The following is a 22,056-nucleotide window of genomic DNA, read 5'->3' as shown; positions in this document are numbered from 1 at the left end:
TAGGGCTGACTAACACAGTCAGTCTTATTCTATTTGAATGTTAATAAAGTATATAGCGAATAAAAAGAAAAGCGAATATATACTGAATATGTAAGGAGACAGAGCGATGAAGGGGAAAAAATCCATTAATTATGTAAAAAGCGAATACATTGGCCGTACGCTTTCTACATTTTGCGGTATTTTAATTGTACTTGTTACGTTAGCTATTATCGTATTTATTTGTGAAAAAGGCATACAGTCATTTTTACAAAGTAATATATCAATCGGTGAAATGTTGACTTCAACAAAATGGAGCCCAAACAATAAAGAATACGGCGCACTTGTGTTTATTCTGGGTTCCATGCTTGTATCAATCGGAGCCGTTATTATAAGTGCTCCAATTGGAATTGCTATTGCCATTTTTAACAACTATATTTCGCCTAAATTTGGTTCAACTGTTTTACGACCGGTTTTAGAACTTTTAGTCGGAGTTCCTTCAGTGGTATACGGTCTTTTAGGGGTTACAATTTTAGTGCCGCTTCTTCGCGATAACTTCGGCGGAGTGGGCTTTAGTTTGATTGCCGGAATTATTGTCTTAAGCGTCATGATTCTTCCGACAATTGCAAGTATTGCTGACGATGCAATTCGAAGCGTAGCACCTGAATATTTAGAAGCTTCTTATGGATTAGGTTCAACAAGATGGCAGGCAATCAGCCGAGTCATTATTCCATCTGCTAAAACAGGTATTTTAACAGGTATCGTGTTAGGGCTTGCCCGCGCATTTGGAGAAGCGCTAGCTGTTCAAATGGTTATTGGAAACACGGTTAAGCTTCCTGAAAGCTTATATAGCCCAACGGCAACATTAACGGGTATTTTAACAATGGATATGTCTAATACGTTAAACGGAACGGCATGGAATAACGCACTGTGGACGTTAGCCATGATTTTACTGCTTATTTCTTTCGTGTTCATTTTAATTATCCGAGCAATTGGGAAACGAGGTGCACATCAATGAGAAACAAAAATGCACGCACAGTAAATAATATATGGACAGGTATTTTTTATGGCATTGCCGCTCTAGTTGTGGCGCTATTAGTGTATTTAGTTGTTGAAATTATTGCTAAAGGCTGGGGATTTTGGGATCCGAACTTTTTATTTGGAAAGCCGAGCAATACGATGGCAGGAGGCGGTATCGGACCGCAGCTGTTTAACTCGTTCTACATGCTTGTTTTAACGCTGATCATTTCTATTCCTCTTGGTTTAGGAGCCGGAATTTATTTAGCAGAGTACGCGAAGCAAGGTCGTTTCTTAAATTTCGTCCGCTTATGTATTGAGACAATGGCGTCATTACCGTCCATTGTAGTTGGTTTATTTGGATTGTTAATTTTTGTCACATTTTCCGGCTGGGGCTATACGCTTATCGGCGGAGCACTTGTGATTACGATTTTGAATTTACCGGGTTTAACGCGCGTATGTGAAAGTGCGATTGCATCTGTTCCTGCCAGTGTAAAAGAAGCAAGTTTAGGTTTAGGTGCGACTAAATGGCAGACAATTGTCAAAGTTGTCATTCCATCAGCGATTCAACAAATTATCACAGGCGTTATTTTAACAGCGGGACGAATCTTTGGAGAGGCAGCTGCGTTGATTTATACGGCTGGCTTAACGACGCCAATGTTAAATTCAAATGCTGACTTAACGAGTCCTGTAAACCCGTTTAATATTTTTCGACCAGCAGAGACGCTTGCCGTCCACATTTGGAAATTAAACTCGGAAGGAATCGTACCTGATGCAAGATTGATTGCAACAAAGTCAGCTGCTATTCTAATCATTATGGTTCTATTGTTTAACGTAGTCGCTCGTTTAGTAGCAAAACTTTTAGACAGCTACTTTAAAGGTTCAACAAAAACGAAAAAACGAAAAGACGTTAAAAGCGCAGCTTAATAGATAAAGACAAAAAAGAAAATGGCTTTGAAACTGAGCAACAGTTTCAGCCATTTTCTTTTTTTAATGTCTCTAAACGATTGAAGACTTTTGAAAAGTATTTTTCTTGTCCATTTTGTTTAGGATGAAAATATTGTTTGTTTTTGATGCGATCCGGTAAATACTGTTGAGGGACCCATCCATTATCAAAATCATGCGGGTATTGATATTCAACGCCTCGGCCAAGGTTCTCTGCTCCTTTGTAGTGAGCATCCTTCAAATGAGGGGGAACGTCGCCGGACAGCCCTTTTTTAATATCACTTATCGCTTCATCTAATGCTTTGTAAGCAGCGTTGGACTTCGGTGATAGGCAAAGCTCAATAACGGCGTTTGCAAGCGGGATACGTGCTTCTGGGAGTCCTAACCGCTCAGTTGCTTGAATAGCTGCTAGAGTTCTCATGCCAGCATCCGGATCAGCTAGTCCAATGTCTTCATAGGCAATGACTAAAAGGCGGCGATTGATGCTGATCAAGTCTCCTGCTTCAATTAGCCGTCCTAAATAATGAAGAGCGGCATTTACGTCGCTGCCGCGAATCGATTTTTGAAAAGCCGATAATACATCATAGTGAGCGTCACCATTTTTATCATGTGAAAAATATTTTTGCTGCAGACATTCTTCTGCCGTTTGTAAGGTAATAACGATTTTACCATCGCTTTCACTTGTTGATAAAACAGCCAGTTCCAGAGCATTCAAAGCCGAGCGCACGTCACCGTTACAGCTGTTGGCAAAGTGGTTCATGGCGTCATCTTCTACGATAATTTTTCTATCCCCAAATCCGTTGGATGAGTCGTTGAGTGCTCTTGTTAGCGCCATTTTGATATCATCTGGCGTAAGAGATTTTAATTCGAAGATTTGGCATCTGCTTCGAATAGCAGGATTAATCGCGTGATAAGGATTGCTTGTTGTCGCTCCGATTAGAATGATCATGCCGTTTTCTAAATAAGGAAGCAAAAAGTCTTGCTTGGCTTTGTCAAGGCGATGAACTTCATCTAACAGCAGAATTACTTTGCCTGACATTTTGGCTTCTTCGGCGACAATTTCCATATCTTTTTTATTGTTTACAACGGCATTTAACTGACGAAACGCTGTGTTGGTTGTTTTTGCAATAGCTGTGGCAATTGTTGTTTTTCCAACGCCTGGAGGCCCATATAAAATCATCGAGCTTAAGTGATTTGCTTTTACCATTCGATAAATCATTTTATCTTTGCCAACTAAATGCTGCTGCCCGATAACGTCATCTAAATGAGTCGGACGCATTCGAAATGCGAGAGGTTTTGTAGCCATGTTTTTCTCCTTTCTTTTCTTTCACTGTATCACAAGAGGTGAATAGGTGGTGGAAATTTATCTTATAGGCATAGTATGTTATAATATCAACAGTTACATTTGCAAGAAACGCGTATAGAGAAGTTCATATAGCTTAGTAAAAAACGACTCATCACAGCATTCAGTGACAACGTGAGGGTCTTATTTTTTTCATAAATAAAAAAAGTGTATTGAAGGAGTGTATCGTATGAAAATTTCAACAAAAGGACGCTACGGTTTAACGATCATGATTGAGCTTGCGAAGCGCTTTGGCGAAGGTCCTATCTCGCTTAAAACTATTGCTCAAACGCATGACTTATCTGAACATTATTTAGAGCAGCTTATTTCACCGCTGCGTAACGCTGGGCTTGTAAAAAGCGTGCGCGGAGCTTATGGAGGTTACATCTTAGCACATGAACCTGCTAACATTACTTCTGGTGACATTATTTCTGTTTTAGAAGGGCCTATTAGCCCTGTAGAAGGAATTGAAGATGAAGAGCCTGCAAAACGTGAGCTGTGGATTCGTATTCGAGATGCAGTTAAAGAAGTACTAGATAGTACAACGCTTGAGGATTTAGCGAATCATTCCGATGATGATCAAGCGTCTTATATGTTTTATATTTAATAATGAGCTAGGAGGCGTTTATTTTGGAACGTATTTATGTTGATCATGCAGCAACGTCTCCAATACATCCGGCAGTTGTTGAAAAAATGACGACTTTTATGCATGAGTACTTTGGAAATCCGTCTAGTATTCATCACTACGGGCGAGAAAGTCGACGTTATTTAGACGAAGCTCGCCAAACGATTGCAGCAAGTATTGGAGCACACGAAAATGAACTGATTTTTACAAGTGGTGGGACAGAAGCAGATAATATGGCACTGATCGGAGTCGCTCTTGCAAACCGCCATAAAGGAAATCATATTATTACCACGCAAATTGAACACCACGCTGTGCTTTATACGTGTGAATATTTAGAAACACAGGGCTTTGAAGTGACTTACTTACCAGTTAACGAGTACGGACAAGTATCTGTGGATGAAATAAAATCAGCCCTGACGGATCAAACAATTCTTGTGTCGGTGATGTTTGGAAATAATGAAGTAGGTGCTATTCAGCCAATTGGAGAAATTGGAGTTCTATTAAAAGAGCATGGAGCATATTTCCACACGGATGCAGTGCAAGCTTATGGATTAATTCCGTTAAATGTGCAACAATTAGGTGTCGATCTTTTATCCGTTTCTGCTCATAAAATTAACGGACCAAAAGGTATGGGCTTTTTATATGCAGCTGCCCACGTTTCTCTGTCTCCTTTGCTATTTGGAGGCGAACAAGAGCGCAAACGACGAGCTGGAACTGAGAACATGACAAGTATTGTCGGGTTTGAAGAAGCTGTGAAAATTTCGCAACAAACGCTGCAAACACGTGCAGATGAATATAGAAGATACAAAGAAATAATGGTAGCTGTGTTGAAAAAAGAAGGTATTTCATTTGAAATTAACGGACATCTTGAAAACTCTCTGCCACATGTGTTAAATTTATCATTTCCAAAAACAAATGTTGAATCTATGCTCGTAAATTTAGACTTAGCAGGAATTGCGGCATCGAGCGGTTCAGCTTGCACAGCGGGAGCGATTGATCCTTCTCATGTGCTTGTTGCTATGTTTGGAAAAGGTTCTGAACGTTTAACAACTTCTATTCGATTTAGCTTTGGTCTAGGAAACTCAGCTGAGCAAATTGAAAAAACCGCACGTCAAACAGCAAACATCGTTAAGCGACTAACGATGTAAATAGCAGCCATCAGTAGGGTCTTCATCCCTCCCTGATGGTTTGTGTCGTTTCTTTCGCTTTTTAGCGAACAATTTAATTAAAATGAAGAAAACGGAGGTGGCGAAGTTGACAAAATCACCTAAAGATACACGTGTAGTAGTCGGAATGAGCGGAGGCGTTGATTCATCCGTAGCAGCTCTTTTATTAAAACAACAAGGATACGATGTGATCGGAATCTTTATGAAAAACTGGGATGATACAGATGAAAATGGCGTTTGTACTGCTACTGAAGATTATAACGATGTTATTCGCGTATGTAATCAAATTGGCATTCCCTACTATGCAGTCAACTTTGAAAAACAATATTGGGATAAAGTATTTACCTACTTTTTAGATGAATATAAAGCAGGTCGTACACCGAATCCTGATGTAATGTGTAATAAAGAAATTAAATTTAAAGCCTTTTTAGAGCATGCAATGACGCTAGGAGCAGATTATCTAGCGACAGGACATTATGCACGCGTTGCGTATCGTGACGGAGAGTATAAAATGCTTCGAGGCGTGGATGGAAATAAAGATCAAACGTATTTCTTAAATCAATTAGGACAAGATCAGCTGTCCAAAGTAATGTTCCCAATTGGTGAAATTGAGAAATCAAAAGTGCGTGAAATTGCGAAAGAAGCAGGTCTCGCTACAGCAACGAAAAAAGATAGCACAGGTATTTGCTTTATTGGTGAACGCAACTTCAAAGAATTCTTAAGTCAGTATCTTCCTGCTCAGCCCGGTATGATGCAAACGCTTGACGGCGAAGTGAAAGGCAAGCATGACGGTCTCATGTACTATACGATTGGTCAGCGCCATGGTTTAGGCATCGGAGGCAGCGGTGAACCTTGGTTTGTAGTCGGAAAAGATTTAGAAAAAAACGTTTTGTACGTTGATCAAGGATTTCACAATGAATTGCTTTACTCAACATCTCTTACAGCAACTAATGTCAGCTGGGTAAGTGAACGTGACTGGTCGTCGCCAATGACGTGCACAGCAAAATTCCGCTATCGTCAAACCGATTCAGCAGTAACCGTTGAAAAAGTCGATGATGATACAATCAAGGTTATTTTTGCTGAACCTGTTCGTGCGATTACGCCAGGTCAAGCAGTTGTGTTTTACAAAGATGATGAATGTCTTGGCGGAGCGACAATTGACAAAGTATTTCAAGAAGAAGAGCAAATCTGGTACGTATAATTCATATAAGCAAGAACGAAAAACCTCGGCTGTATATAGCTGAGGTTTTTCTATGATATACTCTAATTATTGGGTAAACTAACAACTTACATATTCTAGATTTTCATGACGTGAAAATCTTTTAAATTATAACTAAAACAGTGGAGTGAACAAAAAAATGACAGATAAAAATCAGCTAGGAATTCAGTATATGCAGGAAGGGAAATTTGAAGAGGCAGCTAAAACATTTTCAGAAGCAATTGAAGATAATCCAAAAGATCCGATTGTGTATGTGAATTTTGGCAATTTATTAGCGGCTGTTAGTGAAATGGATCGTGCTTTAAAATTTTATGAGCGTGCAATCGAATTAGATGAAGAAACGGCAACAGCGTATTACGGAGCAGGAAATATTTATTTTAATGCAGAGCAGCTTGAGCAGGCAAAGCACTATTTTGATTTAGCAATCAAAAAAGGCTTAGATTCCTCCGATGCGTATTTTATGCTTGGTTTAACGCTGTTTCATATGGAGGAAATTCGTTTTGCGATGCCTTATCTTCAGCGGGCAGTAGAACTAAATGACCATGATGTAGAAGCAAAATTTCAGTACGGTCTTTGTTTAGCACAGCTCGAAATGGTGGATGAAGCGATTGCTGAATTTCTTAAGGTAGTAAATCAAGAGCCAGAACATGCCGATGCTTTTTATAATTTGGGCGTAGCGTATGCCATGAAAGATGAGAAGGACAAAGCGATTGAGATGTTAGATGAAGCTTTAAACGTACAGCCAGATCATGTAATGGCAGCAAATGCCAAACAAGTTCTGTCCACACTAGAACATTAAGAAAGCGGGTAAAGGAAGGATAACATGAACGAAGAACTAGTGAACCCTTCACAGCCAGAACGTCATTATATAAGCGGCACGTCGATTGTAACCGTCTTTCATAACGAAGAAAACTTGTATAACGTTACGCGGATACGGATCAAAAAAACAAATTTAGAGATTGAAGATAAAGAAACGGTCGTCACAGGTTATTTTCCTAAGCTGAATGAAGATGAAACATACACGTTTTACGGAGACTTCAAAGAGCATCCAAAGTTTGGTCTGCAGTTCCATGTTGAACAGTTTAAAAAAGAACTTCCACAATCAAGGCAAGGGGTTGTTCAGTACCTATCTAGTGATTTATTTCACGGAATTGGTAAAAAAACCGCTGAAAATATTGTAGACGCCTTAGGAGAACGCGCTATCTTTCGTATTTTACAAAATGAGTCTGTGCTAAAAGAGGTTCCGAGGCTTTCAGCCGACAAGGCAGAAGCTTTAGTCACGCAGCTTCGTGAACATCAAGGGTTAGAAGAAGTAATGGTCAAGCTGACGGACCTCGGGTTTGGACCACAGCTTTCGATGAAGATTTTCCAAGCGTACAAACAAGAAGCGCTTGAAATTGTGCAAAATAACCCATATCAGCTTGTAGAAGATATTCAAGGTATTGGTTTTAGCCGGGCCGATGAACTTGGAAAGAGGCTTGGTATGGCAACCAATCATCCTGATCGTTTGCGTGCAGGTATTTTATATGTCATTGAGCAAGAATGCAATCAAATGGGACATGTATACGTCACGGCAGATCAGCTGTACGGAAAAACAGCGGAGCTTCTTCGAAAAAGCAGGCATGAGAATCTGTCTGAAATGGATCTTACAAGAGAAGTGGACGCGTTAAAAGAAGATAAAAAGCTTATTATTCAAGACGAAAAAATTTATTTTCCGCCCCTTTTCTATGCTGAAAAAGGGCTGGTTAAAGCTATTCAAAAAATTATGGCTCAAACACAGTACGAAGAGCAGTTTCCAGAATCAGAATTTTTATTAGCTCTAGGTGAGCTGGAAGAGCGATTAGACGTACAGTATGCACCGTCTCAGCGCAAAGGAATACAAACCGCTTTAATGTCTCCAATGCTCCTTTTAACAGGTGGACCAGGCACAGGGAAAACAACGGTTATTAAAGGAATAGTTGAACTCTATGCAGAGCTTCACGGATGTTCGTTAAATCCAGGTGATTACAAAAAAGATGAAGCTTTTCCTGTTTTGCTTGTGGCACCTACTGGCCGAGCTGCTAAACGAATGAGCGAAGCGACGGGACTTCCTGCAGTTACCATTCACAGATTATTAAAATGGAACGGGCAAGAAGGATTTGATCATAATGAGGAGAATCCGATCGACGGCAAATTACTGATTGTGGATGAAGTCTCGATGGTAGATTTATGGCTTGCTCATCAGCTGTTTAAATCCCTTCCTGCTAATTTACAGGTTATTCTCGTTGGAGACGAAGATCAGCTTCCTTCAGTAGGTCCGGGACAGGTGCTAAAAGATTTGCTGAGTTCAGAAGTAGTTCCTACCGTCCGCCTGACAGATGTATACAGACAAGCGGAAGGATCGTCAATTATTGATTTGGCTCATGAAATAAAAAAAGGAAAGCTTCCGGAAGATTTATCTAAACAGCAAGGAGATCGTTCCTTCATTCGTTGTCAAGGACAACACATCACAAACGTCGTTCAGCAAGTGTGCGGGAATGCGTTAAAGAAAGGGTATACGGCTAAAGATATTCAAGTTCTAGCTCCTATGTATAAAGGTCCTGCAGGGATTGATAAACTGAATGAAGTTCTTCAGGAATTATTTAACCCGGCTTCTGAGCAAAGAAGAGAGCTTAAGCAGGGAGATATTACGTACCGAGTCGGAGATAAAGTGCTGCAGCTTGTAAATCAGCCGGATAGCAACGTATTTAACGGAGATATGGGAGAAATCGTCTCCGTTTTCTTTGCCAAAGAAAATACGGAAAAACAGGATATGCTGGTTATTTCATATGAAGGAAATGAAGTAACTTACACAAAGCAAGACTTTAATCAAATAACTCATGCATACTGCTGTTCCATTCATAAATCACAGGGAAGTGAATTTCCCATTGTTGTGCTTCCAATTGTCAAAAGCTATTACCGGATGCTGCGACGCAATTTACTTTATACCGCCGTTACGCGAAGCAAACAGTTTTTAATTTTATGCGGCGAAGACGAAGCGTTTCAGCTTGGAGTCAGCCGAAATGAAGACAGCGTTCGCCAAACGAATTTACAGCCCTTGCTTCGAGAAAGCTTGGATAACGACATAGAAGATCCCGAAATTCCATTTATGAAAGATGCAAATATTGGGATGGAAAACGTTACGCCGTATGATTTCATGTAACCTTTCGCATGCTAACAAAGAGTTAAATAAACTCCTTTGTTGCCATCCTTCTTTGCTAATTGTCAGAAAATAAAGTATGGACATGGAAAGAAGTGGACATAATGCGTTTATATAAGTAGAACGTATAAAGAGGTGTCGACTTTGTTTAAATGTCCAAACTGTAAAAGTATTGACGTTGGCAAAATTGGTGTAAATCAGTATTACTGCTGGAATTGTTTTATTGAAATGACTATTTCAAAAGGACAAATTAATACTCACCAAGTAGAAGAAGATGGAACATTGAGCTCGCTTGATGATTTGTTCTCAGACGACGAGCGCACAATCAATTTCTAATTCTTTTTTACCGGGAGGAAGAGCAATGGGCAGAATCATTCCGTCAGTAGTCGCTTTCGGTCTTGGAGCTTATGCATTTAAAATGGCAGATGATCGAGAGATGTTTACAAAAAGAAATATGAAAAAAATGCGTAAACGTATGATGAAAGCTATTCACTAATAAAAAAAGCACTATTGCACTGAGCTGCAATAGTGCTTTTTTGCAGGCAGAAGATACAACTGCATGTATAAACTCCTTTCTTTATCAAAAAATAGAAGAGAGGAGGAGTTTACGTTGAAAGATAGTTCATTCAAATGGTTCTATAGATTCGGACTGCTGTTATTAGCGCTGCTGTGCATATTAGTCTTTTTTAAAGTCCAGTTTTTATGGCTTCCTGTTATTTACATGTTTTTAAAAGCACTGCTGCCTTTTTTTATTGCAGCATTCATTACATATTTACTTCATCCGCTTATTGAAAAAACGCATGATAAAGGCGTGCCTCGTCCTCTAGCTATTTTACTGATCTACATCATCTTTTTTGGAGGAATCGGGTTTGGAGCCTATAAGTCCTACCCTATTTTTGTGGAACAAGTAAAAGATTTAAACGAACAGCTGCCTCATTTTACGAATACATATAGACATTGGGTAGAATCGATTCATGATCGTACAACTTCACTTCCAAACGGTGTACATGAGAAAATTGAAGGCAGCATTGATGATGTAGAGGCTACGCTCAACGTGTGGCTTACAAAAGTGACCGAAGGATTAAAGTCATTGATTACCTCTTTTTTGATTTTAATCATTATTCCATTTATTGTTTTTTATATGCTGAAGGATTTTTCCTCTATTAAGAAAGCAACAGCTTATGTCACACCTAAAAAGTGGCACAAACCAGGCGAACGTTTTTTATCGGATGTGAATGAATCGCTCGGCAATTACATTAGAGGGCAATTTTTTGTTTGTCTCATTATTGGTGTGATTGCCACAGCGGCACTGTGGTTCTTTCATGTACCTTATGCACTTCTTTTAGGCTTCATTATTGGCGTAACGAATATCATTCCGTATTTTGGCCCGATTATTGGTGCGGTTCCAGCAGCTATTATTGCAGCCACAATCTCGATAAAGTTGGTTATTACCATTGTCATTATAATCTTTGTGCTGCAGTTTCTAGAGGGAAATGTGCTGTCTCCGCTTATCGTAGGAAAGAGTCTTCATATTCATCCTTTGTTTATCATGCTTGCGCTCCTTTTAGGAGGAGAGTTTGGAGGAGTATTGGGTCTCATTTTGGCTGTGCCAATTTTAGCAGTCATTAAAATATCTATTTTGCATATCCGCTCTTATACGCTCAAACATTGACAAAGAGCGGTTAATTTGTCATAATATCGCCATAAGAAAACGCTACATATTTTAAACACAATGATGGATCGAGTACGTTGCACACTGGTTTTTAGAGAAGGGCTTCCTTGGCTGAAAGAAGCGCTAAACAAAGAGCAGCGGAACGCTAGTCCAGAGTGCAGGCTAAAACCTGCCGTGTCAGCAACGTTAACGCTATGAAGGTGATAAATGCTTTTGGCATTTATAATCAGGGTGGTACCGCGAGTTCAACTCTCGTCCCTGCTACAGGGATGAGAGTTTTTTTGTGTGCAAATAACTAGCAATTGCTTTTGTACACAGAGAAAATAGATGCTTTTATGTCATCATTTTTTTGTCTATAAATAAGAAGAGTATTAAAGGAGGACCAATCATGAAAAAACTGACGTCAGCACAAGTTCGTCAAATGTATTTAGATTTCTTTAAAGAAAAAGGCCATGATGTAGAACCAAGCGCATCTTTAGTTCCGCATGAAGATCCATCTTTATTATGGATTAACAGTGGAGTAGCCACATTAAAAAAATATTTTGATGGTCGTGTTATTCCTCAAAATCCGCGTATTTGTAACGCGCAAAAATCCATTCGTACAAACGATATCGAAAACGTAGGTAAAACGGCTCGCCATCATACGTTTTTTGAAATGCTTGGTAACTTCTCTATCGGTGATTATTTCAAAGAAGAAGCAATCCAATGGGCATGGGAATTCTTAACGAGCGATAAATGGATTGGATTCGACGCAGATAAGCTGTCTGTAACAGTTCACCCTGAAGATGAAGAAGCATTTAAGATCTGGAATGAAAAAATGGTCGTGCCTAAAGAGCGCATTATTCGTTTAGAAGGTAACTTCTGGGATATTGGAGAAGGTCCGAGTGGTCCAAATACAGAGATCTTTTATGATCGCGGAGAAGCATATGGAAATGATCTAACTGATCCGGAATTATATCCAGGTGGAGAAAATGAGCGTTATTTAGAAATTTGGAACCTTGTATTTTCTCAATTTAATCACAATCCTGATGGTACGTACACGCCGCTTCCAAAGAAAAACATCGATACGGGAATGGGCTTAGAGCGTATGGTTTCTGTTATTCAAGACGTGCAAACAAACTTTGATACAGATTTGTTTATGCCAATTATTGAAGCAACAGAAAACATTTCAGGCGCTAAATATCGTACAAATGATGAGCAAGATACGGCATTTAAAGTCATTGCTGACCATATTCGTACGGTAACATTTGCTGTAGGTGATGGTGCGCTTCCTTCAAATGAAGGCCGTGGGTATGTGCTGCGCCGTTTGTTACGCCGAGCAGTTCGCTATGCTAAAAAGTTAAACATTAATCGTCCATTCATGTACGAGCTAGTGCCGGTAGTAGGTGAAATCATGGTTGATTTCTATCCGGAAGTAAAGGAAAAGACGGATTTTATCCAGCGCGTAGTAAAAAATGAAGAAGAGCGTTTTCACGAAACGTTAAATGACGGACTAGCTATTTTGGCAACCGTTATTAAAAAAGAAAAAGCGCAAAACAGTGATACGGTACAAGGCGAAGATGTTTTCCGTTTATATGACACGTATGGATTCCCTGTTGAATTAACGGAAGAATATGCAGAAGATGAGAACATGAAAATTGATCATGCAGGTTTTGAACGTGAAATGGAAGCACAGCGTGAGCGTGCGCGTGCTGCTCGTCAAGATTCTAGTTCTATGCAAGTTCAAGGCGGCGTACTTGGTGAAGTAACGGTTGCAAGTGAGTTTGTGGGCTATGATAAAAATGAAGTAGAAACAGTTGTTGAAGCAATTATTGTAGACGGTGAGCTTGTTGACCGCGCTGAAGCTGGAACAGAAGCGCAAGTCATCTTAAGCCACACGCCATTCTACGCAGAAAGCGGCGGTCAAATTGCGGACCAAGGTACGATCCAAAGTGCTGCAGGAACAGCGGAAGTAAAAGATGTTCAAAAAGCGCCAAACGGCCAAAATGTCCAAACGGTAGCTGTAACAAACGGTGAGCTTGTAAAAGGTGAAACATACACGGCGACGCTTGATGAAGAAAACCGCAGTGCTATTGTGAAAAACCATACAGCAACGCATTTATTGCATCAAGCATTAAAAGATACGTTAGGAACGCATGTTAATCAAGCGGGTTCTTTAGTAACAGCGGACCGCTTGCGCTTTGACTTCTCTCACTTTGGTCAAGTGACACAAGAAGAGCTTGAGAAAATTGAACAAATCGTTAATGAAAAAATTTGGGACAGCATCTCTGTACAAATTGAAAACAAAGCAATTGACGAAGCAAAAGCGATGGGTGCAATGGCGCTATTTGGTGAGAAATACGGAGATATCGTGCGCGTAGTACAAGTAGGCGACTACAGCTTAGAATTATGTGGTGGATGTCACGTGCCAAATACATCTGTTATCGGTTTATTTAAAATTGTATCAGAATCGGGAATCGGTGCAGGTACTCGACGCATTGAAGCTGTAACTGGAAAAGCTGCCTATCAGTTAATGAACGACCAAGTAGGTTTACTAAAAGAAGCTGCGGCAAAAGTAAAATCCAACCCGCGTGATTTAGTAGGGCGCGTTGAAGGATTACTAGAAGAAATTCGTAATCTTCAGCGTGAAAATGATTCACTATCTACAAAGCTTGGCAATATTGAAGCTGGCAATCTCGTTGACCGCGTGCAAAACATTAATGGTGTGAATGTACTAGCAGCGAAAGTGAATGCAACGGATATGAATAACCTTCGTGCAATGGTTGACGATTTAAAACAAAAATTAGAATCTGCTGTGATCGTATTAGCTTCTCCACAAGGTGAAAAAGTAAATATTATTGCAGGTGTAACAAAAGATTTAATTGCTAAAGGTCATCATGCTGGCAAACTTGTTAAAGAAGTAGCGACGATTTGCGGCGGAGGCGGAGGCGGACGTCCTGACATGGCGCAAGCTGGAGGAAAAGACGCTAGCCAAATTGAAAAAGCACTTGGCACTGTAGAAGAATGGGTTAAATCCGTTTAATTCTCCTCTTTCTTGGTGTACAATATAAATAAGACTTAGCATAGTGCACAATGTGTTCACAAATTAAGAGAGTGAGGTGGGACCGTGAGTTCATTTGATAAAACCATGCAATTTAATTTTCAAGATGAGCCAGCTGAAACAAACGTACATGAAGTATTGTTTACGGTTTATGACGCACTGCAAGAAAAAGGCTACAACCCGATCAACCAAATCGTTGGGTATTTGTTATCAGGAGACCCTGCTTACATTCCTCGTCATAACGATGCGAGAAACACAATTCGCCAGTTAGAGCGAGACGAGCTCATTGAAGAACTTGTTAAATCTTATTTACAACAGCATCGAAAGGATTCATAAATGCGCGTATTAGGATTAGATGTAGGAACCAAAACAATTGGTGTGGCAGTTAGTGATGAAATGGGATGGACAGCGCAAGGAATTGAAACAATTAAAATTGCAGATGAGCAGATGGAGCAATCATATCCTCGTTTACAGCAGTTAATTGACGAATATTCCGTAGAGAAAATCGTAGTGGGTCTTCCTAAAAATATGAATGGTACGATTGGCCCTCGAGGCGAAGCGTGCATTGAGTTTGCTGACAACGTCAAAGAAAAACTTAACATTGAAACGATGATGTGGGACGAGCGCTTGTCGACGATGGCAGCAGAGCGAGTACTGCTGTCTGCCGATGTGAGCCGCAAGAAACGCAAAAAAGTAATCGATAAAATGGCAGCTGTGATGATTCTTCAAGGATACTTAGACAGCAAGCAATAAGAAAAGCAGCAGGCTTTGCTTAAGCTGACAAGTTATGAATTTCCCTTTTGCATATTCTTTTGTACGTAAAAGGGAAGTGAAATAACTGAACAGCTTGCTTTTCGCTGAAGAAAAAGTTAAGCTAAGAGCTTACAATATAAAATGAGGTGCAAACATGAGCGTAGAAGAAAATAAAATTACAATCGTCGATGAGAATGGAAATGAGCAGCTATGCGAAATTTTATTCACATTTGATTCTGATCAATATAACAAATCATATGTAATTTACTATCCAATCGGAGCAGACCAAGATGATGAAGAGGAAATTGAAATTCATGCATCTGCTTTCACACCAAGTGAAGATGGTCAAGACGGTGAGCTTCAACCGATTGAAACAGAAGAAGAGTGGGACATGGTTGAGGAAATGGTTAATACATTCCTTGACGAAGAAGGCGAATAATTATAGTCAAAAAGCTGATGACAATCGTTATCAGCTTTTTTTTACATAGTGGCTGTTCTTTTTAGATATAAAAAGGTTTTTCCTTGCATTCTTAGGGCAGATTGTATGATAATGACGAAAAATAAGATAAATTGTAGTATAATAATTCCTGCGTGTGAGAGTGCATTTTAATAAAAGAATTCATTGTTTGAACGGATGAAACTAGACTTTGGGCAGACAATAACATAAATCATGGAAAAATTTTAGGAGAGGCGAGAGTTTAAGGAAGCGATACCATCTCACACCTATAGGAGATACGAATGAATCGCAATCTCATGTCTCCTCTCTGTTCATACTTATAAAAAATCAAGAAGAAAAGAGGTGAAACTGGTTGTATCTTCTTTTACAGAAGTAGATTTAACCAGGAAGCTGCTTGTCGCAACAAACATTTTTACCACCTAATCGTTCAAGAAAAAAACGAGTTATTCTTGTTACAATTATCGTACTTCTTTTACTTGTTGGCGGTGCATTTTTCTATGCCCAATCCCGCTTAACACCCGTGGATCAAAACAGCAATAAAAAAGTAAATGTGACCATTCCACAAGGTTCTTCCGTCCAATCGATTGGTACGGTATTGAAAAAAGAAGATTTAATTAAAAGTAAAAGTGCATTTCGCTATTACGTAAAATTAACCCATGTGTCTGGATTTCAAGCTGGAACGTATTTATTTTCTCCTTCCATGAGCTTAGGGGAAATGGTTGAAAAAATGGAAAAAGGCGAGGTTTCAAAACAACCTGATATTCGTGTCACCATTCCAGAAGGACGCCAGCTTGTCGAAATTGCTGATATCATTGCTAAAAACACAAAGTTTACAAAAGACGAAGTCATGAAAAAGCTAGACGATAAGGCATTCGTTAATAAAATGAAAGAAAAGTATCCAGATTTAGTAACGGATGAAGTGATGCAAAAAGATATTAAACATCCGCTAGAAGGTTATTTATATCCCGTTACGTATGATTTTTATGATAAAAATGTGTCGTTAGATGAAATATTGGATAAAATGGTAGGGAAAACAAATAATGTATTAGCTCAGTACAGTGGGCAAATGGAGAAGAAAAAATTCAGTGCACATAAATTGTTAACAATGTCTTCCCTCATTGAAGAGGAAGCGACTGAGAAAGTCGACCGAGAAAAAATTGCCAGCGTCTTTTATAATCGCCTTGAAAAAAACATGCCTCTTCAAACGGATCCAACCGTCTTATATGCCTTAGGAGAGCATAAAGACCGCGTGTTCTATAAGCATTTAGAAGTGGACTCTCCTTACAATACGTATAAAGTAAAAGGGTTGCCTCCAGGACCAATTGCCAGCTCTGGTTTGATGTCAATCAAAGCTGCGTTACATCCAGCCAATACAGATTATTTATACTTCTTGGCTACACCTGAAGGAAAAGTTATTTTTACCAAAACGTTAGAAGAACATAACAAAGAAAAAGCCAAGCATATTACAGGTAAAGAAAAGCAAAATACCGAAAAATAATTGGAAATTTAAAATTGGGGAATCGCGATACTTCGCATTCCCCATCTTTTATGTTAAAATATATCGGGTTTACGTAAAAACGAAAAAAACTTATAATAGACTAGTTGTCTTACTATTTTGCAGTAATGAAACGTTATGAAAACATAATGTAAAATGTACTTCTGAGAACGGAGGAAGTGTTTTGCTTTTACAAAACGTAGAGCAGTATGTGGAAAAGCTTATTCCTAAGCGCCAGGAGCTTATTGAAGAAATGGAAGCTTATGCAAAAGAACATCACGTTCCGATTATGGAATTGATTGGTGTTGAAACGCTATTGCAAATTCTTCGTCTTCATCAGCCAAAACATATATTAGAAATTGGAACAGCGATTGCATATTCGTCTATTCGAATGACCCATGCGCTTCCAGAGGCACGAGTGGTTACGGTAGAACGAAATGAAGAGCGTTACCAAAAAGCGCAAGAGTTTATTGAACGGGCGGGAAAACAAGATAAAATAGTGTCGTTGTTTGGAGATGCACTAGAGCTTAGAGATGAGATTGAACGTCATGGTCCTTATGATGCAGTCTTCATCGATGCAGCTAAAGGTCAGTATCAGCGTTTTTTTGAACATTATGAGCCGATGCTATCTTCTAAAGGAATGATTATTTCGGATAACGTACTATTTAAAGGTCACGTAGCGACCGATTTGGCGGAAGTAGAAACGCGTCGACGCCGCAGCTTAATTAAAAAAATTCAGGCATACAATACGTGGCTGATGAATCATCCCGATTATTATACAACTATTCTCCCTATTGGAGACGGAATCGCGATTAGTATTAAAAGAGGTGACCAAGAATGAAAAAACCAGAACTATTAGTGACACCAACTGCAGTTTCGGAAATCGAATCATTACTACAAGCTGGAGCAACGGCTATTATGGTTGGTGAACAGCGCTACGGTTTGCGTTTAGCAGGTGAATTCAAACGTGAAGATATCGTAGAAGCTGTAAATATTGCTCATCAGCATAATGCAAAAGTCTACGTAGCGATGAACGGATTATTTCACAATGATAAAATCGCCGAACTAAATGAATATATTTTATTCTTAAAAGAAGCAAGCGTGGATGCGATTGTATTTGGAGATCCTGCTGTATTGATGGCAGTGCGTGAAACAGCTCCAGAAATGAAGATGCACTGGAGTACTGAAACAACGGGAACAAACTGGTATTCATGTAACTACTGGGGGCGTAAAGGAGCTAAGCGTGCAGTTCTTGCTCGTGAGCTAAGCATGGATAGCATCATTGATATCAAAGAAAAAGCCGAAGTAGAAATTGAAGTTCAGGTGCATGGCATGACGTGTATGTTCCAATCAAAACGTTCACTTCTTGGCAACTACTTTGAGTATCAAGGAAAAGTCATGGAAATTGAAAATCGTAAAGTAGAAAAAGATATGTTTTTACTTGATAATGAGCGAAACAATAAGTATCCAATTTTCGAAGATGAAAATGGAACGCACATTATGAGTCCAAATGATATGTGCATTATCGATGAGCTTTCCGAAATGATTGACGCTGAAGTAGATGTATTCAAAATTGACGGCGTATTAAAGTCACCGCAATATATTTTAGAAGTAACAAAAAAATATCGTCAAGCGATTGATTTATGTGTAGATGACCGTGAAGAATACGAAAACGTTAAAGACGATTTGTTAGAAGAAATTGAAAGCTTGCAGCCAATTAACCGTCCGTTAGACACAGGGTTTTTCTTTAAAGAAACGGTATATTAAAAAGCATGCAAAGAAAGATAAACAAAGGAGGTACAAACGATGGCTGTTCAAATCGATACTGTAGTAGAAGGTAAACGAGTTATTACTAAGAAGCCTGAGTTGTTAGCTCCAGCCGGTAACCTTGAAAAATTAAAAGTTGCCGTACACTATGGAGCAGATGCTGTATTTATCGGAGGAAAAGAGTTTGGCCTTCGTTCAAATGCAGATAACTTTACATTTGAAGAAATGGCAGAAGGTGTTCAGTTTGCAAACAAATACGGCGCACGTATTTATGTTACAACAAACATTTTTGCTCACAATGAAAATATGGACGGACTTGAAGATTATTTAATGGGCTTAGAGCGCGCTGGTGTTTCTGGAATCATCGTAGCTGATCCGTTAATTATCGAAACCTGTCGACGCGTTGCACCTAAGCTTGAAGTACATTTAAGTACGCAGCAATCACTTTCAAACTGGAAAGCCGTTCAGTTCTGGAAAGAAGAAGGATTAGAACGTGTTGTACTTGCTCGTGAAACGGGTGCTGAAGAAATGCGCGAAATGAAAGAAAAAGTGGATATTGAAATTGAAGCTTTTATTCATGGAGCGATGTGTATTGCTTATTCAGGCCGCTGTGTGCTAAGTAACCATATGACAGCGCGTGATTCAAACCGTGGAGGCTGCTGTCAATCATGCCGTTGGGACTATGATTTATTTAAAGTAGAAGACGGTAAAACGGAAACGGCTTTATTTGATGAGCAAGACGATCCGTTTGCAATGAGTCCAAAAGACTTAAATTTAATTCAATCTATCCCTCAAATGATTGAGCTGGGTATTGATAGCTTAAAAATTGAAGGTCGTATGAAGTCGATTCACTATATCGCAACAGTGGTGAGCGTATATCGCAAGGTGATTGACGCATACTGTGCAGATCCTGAGAATTTTGTGATTCAAAAAGAATGGCTTGATGAGCTAGACAAATGTGCAAACCGCGATACGGCTCCTGCCTTTTTTGAAGGGATTCCTGGAGTGGATGAGCAAATGTTTGGCGTACACGGCAAGAAAACAAAATTTGATTTTGCTGGTTTAGTATTGAATTATGATGAAGAAACAAGCATCGTGACATTGCAACAGCGTAACTATTTTAAACCGGGAGAAGAAGTGGAATTTTTCGGTCCGGAAATTAAAAACTTTACGCAAAAAATAGATAAAATTTGGGACGAAGATGGCAATGAACTAGATGCTGCGCGTCATCCGCTGCAAATTGTGAAATTTAAAGTGGACCAACCTCTATTTTCATATAACATGATGCGAAAGGGGATTTAAATATAAATGGGGAAAAAGCCCGTTGTAATCGGTATCGCTGGTGGATCCGGTTCTGGTAAAACAACTGTAACCAAAGCTATTTATGAGTATTTTAAAGGGCATTCTATTATGCTTCTTGAGCAAGACTATTATTATAAAGATCAAAGCGATGTACCGTTTGAACAGCGTTTGCAAACAAACTACGATCATCCTTTAGCATTTGATAATGATTTGCTGATTGAACACTTGCAAAACTTATTAAATTATGAGAGCATTGACAAACCGGTATATGATTACGCAATTCATACGCGCTCTGAAAAGGTAATTAGAGAAGAACCAAAAGATGTTATTATCTTAGAAGGTATTCTTGTACTAGAAGATCAGCGCTTGCGTAATTTAATGGATATCAAGCTATACGTAGATACAGATGCGGATCTTCGTATCATTCGTCGTATGCTTCGTGATATTAAAGAACGAGAGCGTACGCTTGAGTCAGTTGTTGATCAATACGTATCTGTCGTTCGCCCGATGCATAATCAGTTTGTTGAACCAACAAAACGATATGCAGATATTATCATTCCTGAAGGCGGTCAAAACCACGTAGCGATTGACTTGATGGTCACTAAAATTCAAACAATTCTTGAACAAAATGCCATTTTATAATAACATAGCATAGATGCAGGAATTTTTTTGAAGACAATGCAGACATATTCTGCTAACTAAACACAAACATTATAAAGAATAGAGAAACGAGCAGCTTCTATTTTGAAGCTGTCATTTCTCTATTAACTGATTTTTCCACAGAGTGGAAAATTTTTTGTACATACAGAAATCGACTGTATACACTAGAGATTTTGAGTTCAAGAAGGAGTGAAGGGATTATGGCACAAGAAAAAGTATTTCCAATGACAGAAGAAGGAAAGCTAAAGCTAGAGCAAGAGCTAGAATATTTAAAAACAGTAAAACGTAAAGAAGTTGTAGAGCGTATTAAAATCGCCCGCAGTTTTGGAGATTTATCGGAGAACTCTGAGTACGATTCTGCAAAAGACGAGCAGGCTTTCGTAGAAGGCCGTATTACAACGCTTGAGAATATGATTCGCAATGCGAAAATTATTGAAGAAGATGTAGAAAATTCTTCTATTGTATCATTAGGTAAATCTGTAACATTTGTAGAGTTGCCAGATGGTGACGAAGAAACGTATACAATTGTAGGTAGTGCAGAAGCAGATCCGTTTGAAGGGAAAATTTCAAATGATTCGCCAATTGCTAAAAGTCTAATGGGCAAACAAATTGGAGATCAAGTAACTGTTCAAACTCCTGGTGGAGATATGTCAGTAAAAATTGTATCTGTTAAGTAAAACATATGGTTGGAAGCGTTCTACTGAATGCTCGTAAGTAAAAAAGCTGACACGCGTCAGCTTTTTTTATATGATTTTAAAAAACGGAGAGAATAGAAAAGATATGTAAGAAAGGAAAGATGAAGATGGAAGATATCGATTTTACTATAACAGCGCTTGTTTTAATTGATTTACAAAAAGGGATTGTTCCAATTGGAGGAGACGAAATTGTAGAGAAATCTGTTCAGCTTGTGAATCGTTTCCGCGAACAAAATGGATTTATTAGCTTTGTACGAGTAGATTTTCAAGATGGAAAAGATGCGTTGACGCCAGAAACGGATCAAAAGCCATCTGCTCCTCAAGAAAGACCTGCAGACTGGGCAGGATTCGATCCAAGACTTAATGTTCAAGAGAATGATTACATTGTGACAAAACGTCAGTGGGGAGCCTTTTTTGGGACAGATTTAGACCTTCAGCTTCGCCGAAGAGGAATTGATACAATTGTCCTTTGCGGAATTGCAACAAATATTGGTGTGGAAAGCACAGCTCGTGAAGCATTTCAGTATGGGTATAACCAAATTTTTATCACGGATGCCATGGCGACATTTACAAAAGAAGAGCATGAAGCAACTCTTTCTTACATCTTTCCGAAAATAGGAAAGCTAAGAACAACTCAACAATTTTTAACGGAAAATTAATAATAAAAACTTGCTGAATCAGCAAGTTTTTTTGTGAAATGAAAAAAAGAATGAATATTTCTTAAGATAATGGTTTTAAAAGTAATGG

At 39.0% G+C, this 22,056-nt stretch carries 22 protein-coding genes and 1 other annotated feature; of the genes, 21 read left to right on the top strand and 1 reads right to left on the bottom strand.

Features of this window, described 5'->3' with window-relative positions; all coding sequences use genetic code 11:
- The first annotated feature begins 106 nt into the window (after positions 1–106).
- Together pstC and pstA are read left to right on the top strand one after the other, a co-directional pair.
- Entirely contained in the window at positions 107–994 is an 888-nt protein-coding gene (pstC, locus tag LIS78_RS23415; RefSeq protein WP_013059300.1) for a phosphate ABC transporter permease subunit PstC, read from the top strand.
- A complete protein-coding gene (pstA, locus tag LIS78_RS23410) occupies positions 991–1,920 on the top strand; it encodes a phosphate ABC transporter permease PstA (RefSeq protein WP_057233362.1) in 930 nt (309 codons plus the stop codon). Before pstC ends, pstA begins: the two co-directional genes overlap by 4 nt.
- Before the next feature lie 46 nt (positions 1,921–1,966).
- Here pstA and LIS78_RS23405 read toward each other — a convergent pair whose 3' ends face one another.
- Positions 1,967–3,244, bottom strand: a complete 1,278-nt coding sequence (locus LIS78_RS23405; protein WP_195781814.1) for a replication-associated recombination protein A — start codon at positions 3,242–3,244, stop codon at positions 1,967–1,969.
- A gap of 226 nt (positions 3,245–3,470) precedes the next feature.
- On the opposite strand from LIS78_RS23405, the gene cymR reads away from it, so the two are divergent.
- The 19 genes from cymR (at position 3,471) to LIS78_RS23310 (ending at position 21,968) form a co-directional block, all read left to right on the top strand.
- The gene (cymR, locus tag LIS78_RS23400) at positions 3,471–3,887 is read left to right on the top strand and encodes a cysteine metabolism transcriptional regulator CymR (protein WP_013059297.1); all 417 of its coding nucleotides are present in this window, start codon (positions 3,471–3,473) and stop codon (positions 3,885–3,887) included.
- 23 nt (positions 3,888–3,910) lie between these two features.
- A complete protein-coding gene (locus LIS78_RS23395; protein WP_252284410.1) occupies positions 3,911–5,053 on the top strand; it encodes a cysteine desulfurase family protein in 1,143 nt (380 codons plus the stop codon).
- A gap of 106 nt (positions 5,054–5,159) precedes the next feature.
- Complete coding sequence (mnmA, locus tag LIS78_RS23390) at positions 5,160–6,272, top strand: tRNA 2-thiouridine(34) synthase MnmA (protein WP_252284409.1); 1,113 nt, start codon at positions 5,160–5,162, stop codon at positions 6,270–6,272.
- Positions 6,273–6,429: 157 nt separating this feature from the next.
- Complete coding sequence (locus tag LIS78_RS23385; RefSeq protein WP_195781817.1) at positions 6,430–7,089, top strand: tetratricopeptide repeat protein; 660 nt, start codon at positions 6,430–6,432, stop codon at positions 7,087–7,089.
- Positions 7,090–7,113: 24 nt separating this feature from the next.
- Positions 7,114–9,471, top strand: a complete 2,358-nt coding sequence (recD2, locus tag LIS78_RS23380) for an SF1B family DNA helicase RecD2 (RefSeq protein WP_252284408.1) — start codon at positions 7,114–7,116, stop codon at positions 9,469–9,471.
- A 141-nt stretch (positions 9,472–9,612) separates the two neighbouring features.
- A complete protein-coding gene (locus LIS78_RS23375; RefSeq protein ID WP_013059292.1) occupies positions 9,613–9,804 on the top strand; it encodes a YrzR-like zinc ribbon domain in 192 nt (63 codons plus the stop codon).
- A 25-nt stretch (positions 9,805–9,829) separates the two neighbouring features.
- Positions 9,830–9,964 (top strand): YrzQ family protein, encoded by a 135-nt coding sequence (locus tag LIS78_RS23370; protein ID WP_013059291.1) that lies wholly within the window; start codon positions 9,830–9,832, stop codon positions 9,962–9,964.
- A gap of 114 nt (positions 9,965–10,078) precedes the next feature.
- Positions 10,079–11,140, top strand: a complete 1,062-nt coding sequence (locus LIS78_RS23365; protein WP_195781819.1) for an AI-2E family transporter — start codon at positions 10,079–10,081, stop codon at positions 11,138–11,140.
- A 51-nt stretch (positions 11,141–11,191) separates the two neighbouring features.
- Positions 11,192–11,403, top strand: a binding site (T-box leader).
- A gap of 125 nt (positions 11,404–11,528) precedes the next feature.
- Positions 11,529–14,162 (top strand): alanine--tRNA ligase, encoded by a 2,634-nt coding sequence (gene alaS / locus LIS78_RS23360; protein WP_252284407.1) that lies wholly within the window; start codon positions 11,529–11,531, stop codon positions 14,160–14,162.
- A gap of 84 nt (positions 14,163–14,246) precedes the next feature.
- The gene (locus LIS78_RS23355) at positions 14,247–14,516 is read left to right on the top strand and encodes an IreB family regulatory phosphoprotein (protein ID WP_013059287.1); all 270 of its coding nucleotides are present in this window, start codon (positions 14,247–14,249) and stop codon (positions 14,514–14,516) included.
- On the top strand, positions 14,517–14,933 hold the full coding sequence (ruvX, locus tag LIS78_RS23350; RefSeq protein ID WP_013059286.1) for a Holliday junction resolvase RuvX: 417 nt from the start codon (positions 14,517–14,519) through the stop codon (positions 14,931–14,933). It begins immediately after the preceding gene.
- 154 nt (positions 14,934–15,087) lie between these two features.
- Complete coding sequence (locus LIS78_RS23345; protein ID WP_013059285.1) at positions 15,088–15,372, top strand: DUF1292 domain-containing protein; 285 nt, start codon at positions 15,088–15,090, stop codon at positions 15,370–15,372.
- Positions 15,373–15,784: 412 nt separating this feature from the next.
- Positions 15,785–16,888: an endolytic transglycosylase MltG gene (gene mltG / locus LIS78_RS23340; RefSeq protein ID WP_252284406.1), complete on the top strand. Its 1,104-nt coding sequence runs from the start codon at positions 15,785–15,787 to the stop codon at positions 16,886–16,888.
- Between the two features lie 181 nt (positions 16,889–17,069).
- Positions 17,070–17,726: an O-methyltransferase gene (locus LIS78_RS23335; protein ID WP_013059283.1), complete on the top strand. Its 657-nt coding sequence runs from the start codon at positions 17,070–17,072 to the stop codon at positions 17,724–17,726.
- A complete protein-coding gene (locus LIS78_RS23330) occupies positions 17,723–18,652 on the top strand; it encodes a peptidase U32 family protein (protein ID WP_014458158.1) in 930 nt (309 codons plus the stop codon). Before LIS78_RS23335 ends, LIS78_RS23330 begins: the two co-directional genes overlap by 4 nt.
- A gap of 39 nt (positions 18,653–18,691) precedes the next feature.
- Positions 18,692–19,954: a peptidase U32 family protein gene (locus LIS78_RS23325; RefSeq protein ID WP_195781821.1), complete on the top strand. Its 1,263-nt coding sequence runs from the start codon at positions 18,692–18,694 to the stop codon at positions 19,952–19,954.
- Positions 19,955–19,960: 6 nt separating this feature from the next.
- The gene (gene udk, locus LIS78_RS23320) at positions 19,961–20,596 is read left to right on the top strand and encodes a uridine kinase (RefSeq protein ID WP_013059280.1); all 636 of its coding nucleotides are present in this window, start codon (positions 19,961–19,963) and stop codon (positions 20,594–20,596) included.
- A 218-nt stretch (positions 20,597–20,814) separates the two neighbouring features.
- On the top strand, positions 20,815–21,291 hold the full coding sequence (gene greA / locus LIS78_RS23315; RefSeq protein ID WP_013059279.1) for a transcription elongation factor GreA: 477 nt from the start codon (positions 20,815–20,817) through the stop codon (positions 21,289–21,291).
- 119 nt (positions 21,292–21,410) lie between these two features.
- Entirely contained in the window at positions 21,411–21,968 is a 558-nt protein-coding gene (locus tag LIS78_RS23310) for an isochorismatase family protein (protein WP_434092315.1), read from the top strand.
- Positions 21,969–22,056 lie beyond the last annotated feature (88 nt).

It is taken from the genome of Priestia megaterium (genome assembly GCF_023824195.1).
Taxonomy (GTDB): domain Bacteria; phylum Bacillota; class Bacilli; order Bacillales; family Bacillaceae_H; genus Priestia; species Priestia megaterium_D.
The sequence above is the reverse complement of the archived record's forward strand: the minus strand, read 5'-3'. Positions and strand labels throughout refer to the sequence as shown.